The organism is Mesorhizobium sp. (assembly GCF_004962245.1).
GTDB lineage: Bacteria > Pseudomonadota > Alphaproteobacteria > Rhizobiales > Rhizobiaceae > Mesorhizobium.
In genome coordinates, this window is sequence record NZ_SUHQ01000083.1 from 1 (window position 1) to 2,528 (window position 2,528).

General features: G+C 56.6%; 1 protein-coding gene. It reads left to right on the forward strand.

Annotated elements, in window-relative coordinates; all coding sequences use genetic code 11:
* Positions 1 to 424 precede the first annotated feature (424 nt).
* A complete protein-coding gene (locus tag E5X88_RS33395) occupies positions 425 to 1,831 on the forward strand; it encodes an aminotransferase (protein WP_292168525.1) in 1,407 nt (468 codons plus the stop codon).
* Positions 1,832 to 2,528 lie beyond the last annotated feature (697 nt).

A 2,528-nucleotide genomic window follows, 5' to 3' on the forward strand; every position in this document is an offset into this window, starting at 1 on the left:
GAGTTCGCCAGCACCTTCAATCCGCGACGGTCGCTCGCGCTGCGCTATGCCAAAGCTCCGCGCCAGCGCCCGTCGCTTCACCCGCCCAGCAGAGCACAACCCACGCCGGAAACGAACAAAAACTGTTTAGAAACTGGGAGCAAGGTCACCCGCTAATCGGGCATGCTGGGCGCATGCGCGTCGTAAGCTGTTCGTGTTTGCAGTACGCGCCCTGACGTCGCAAAATCAGTGAGATCCAATTCAACGCTCCCTCGGCCAGGCGAAGGTGGCGCCTTAGTTTTCACGGCAATTCGGGCCGATCCCGCGAATTCCGCGGCGAATAACCTGCATTCCCGAGAAACTCGAGAGACGTTTCCGGTATGCTATTTGCTAAACAGGTGGCTGGCCGAGTGCCCTCCGCCAATTTATCGCGAGGAGAGGGACGATGCGCTCGAGCAATCTGGGAACCGAGCAACTCCAGGAGAAGGATCGAAGCTTCGTCTTTCATCCGTCTACACATTTGGCCAAGCACAGTCGCGGCGAGACGCCAAACCGGATCATGGCCGGAGCGGACGGCGTCTATATCTGGGACACCGAAGGCCGACGGAGCCTCGACGGTTTCGGAGGGCTCTACTGCGTCAACATGGGATATGGGTGCACGGAGATCGCCGAGGCCATTGCCAGGCAAGCACGCGAATTGCCGTTCGCGCACGTCTATGCCAGCCAAGGTACGGAGCCGGTCGCCCTGTTGGCAGAGGCCGTGGTCGAGTATTTCGGTCAGAACATGCGAAGGGTCTATTTCGGCCTCTCCGGTTCCGATGCTAACGAAACCAACATCAAGCTGGTCTGGTACTATAATAACATTCTTGGCCGGCCCGAAAAGAAAAAGATCATCTCGCGAAATCGCGGCTATCACGGGTCTGGATTGGTCACTGGTAGCCTAACTGGCCTTCCCTTCTTTCACAATTTCTTCGACCTGCCTCTGGATTTGGTGCGCCATACAACCACGCCGCACTATTACCGCCAGGCGCGTATCGAGGAGAGCGAGGAAGCGTTCTCCCGGCGCTGTGCCGATGAGCTTGAAGCCTTGATCCTGGCCGAAGGACCGGAAACGGTTGCAGCTTTTATCGGAGAGCCGGCACTTGGGACAGGAGGTATTGTGCCGCCCCCCACAGGGTACTGGACGTCCATTCAAGCGGTGCTCGACAAATACGATATCCTTCTAATCGCCGATGAAGTGGTGTGCGGCTTCGCGCGAACCGGCGAGAAGTTCGGTTCCCACCTGTATAACATGCGTCCGGATTTCGTGACCATCGCAAAGGGTTTGAGTTCCGCCTACCTCCCCATCTCCGGGTCAATCATTGGCGACCGTGTCTGGTCGGTTTTGGAACAAGGAACTGAGAAGCACGGCGCACTCGGCCACGGCTGGACATATTCGGGGCACACGCTTTGTGCCGCAGCCGCGCTCGCCAATATTCGACTGCTTAACGAAAAAAATATTTTGGAGCATGTCCGCGATGTTGGACCGTATTGGCAAGACCGGATGAAGGCCGAGCTGGCGGGACATCCCATCGTTGGTGAAGTTCGCGGAGTGGGTATCCTGTCGGCCGTAGAGATGATGCGGGACCCAAAACAAAGGATACCATTCGAACCCGACCTTCAGGTCGGGGTGCGCACTGCAGCTGCTCTGTTTGAGAATGGTGTCATCGGACGGGCCATGCCACATGGCGACATCCTCGGTTATGCACCCCCCCTGATCATTACCCGAAAAGAGATCGATATCATTGTCGACGCGACGGTAAAGTCGGTCGATACCACCTATCGCGCGCTGAAGGCCGAGGGTGCCGTATGATTTTGCGATCGCGAAGGAGTGAGTCCGGAGGCAGGCATGTCCCTGCGCGCTACTGCGCCGAGCAGACCCAAAACTGTTGAATTCCAGATATCTGATCTTGAGCATGCTCCGGACTATTTCAGTCACGAACCGAATCAGTTCTGCCGCCGCTGTCCTGTTGCCCAACGACCAGGACCTCTGTGCGGCGCGCCCTGCGGGTGTACCTCCCCGCCGGCAGGGCGCCCTTTTTGACCCACGTAATCAGAATCATTATGGCCCGTCCGGAATCGAGGGTCTGGTAAAGCTCATCTGCACGTTCCGATGCAGATTGAGCTTAGACGCGCCCTTTACATCATTGCAGCGGGCCACGGTCGCCGGTTCCAAAGTGCGGCAACGCCGAAGATATCTTCCTTCACATCACAAAGAGCAGAATAATCATTGCGGTGAATTTTATCACGTCAGGTATATAAAAGGACGATACTCACACGCCCATCCCATTCACAAGGAAAAGGCATTTTAATATTGTTGAGACGATTTGCCTATCCAAGAAAAGAAAGCATCGCAACACTTCGTTCCGGATCACGGCGCCCCGGGTGGGGGATGAGCGGCTATCCGAATTGTTATGCTCGTGCCGACCCAAATTCCTGCAAAAGCTGGGTCAATGGATCGTGCCCCATGGCGTGGTGTAGGTAACGGCATTGGTCGCCGTGCTCTCCGG

Coding starts and splice junctions, on each gene's coding strand:
- E5X88_RS33395 (WP_292168525.1), top strand. CDS start 425: ATGCGCTCGAGCAATCTGGGAACCGAGCAACTCCAGGAGAAGGATCGA.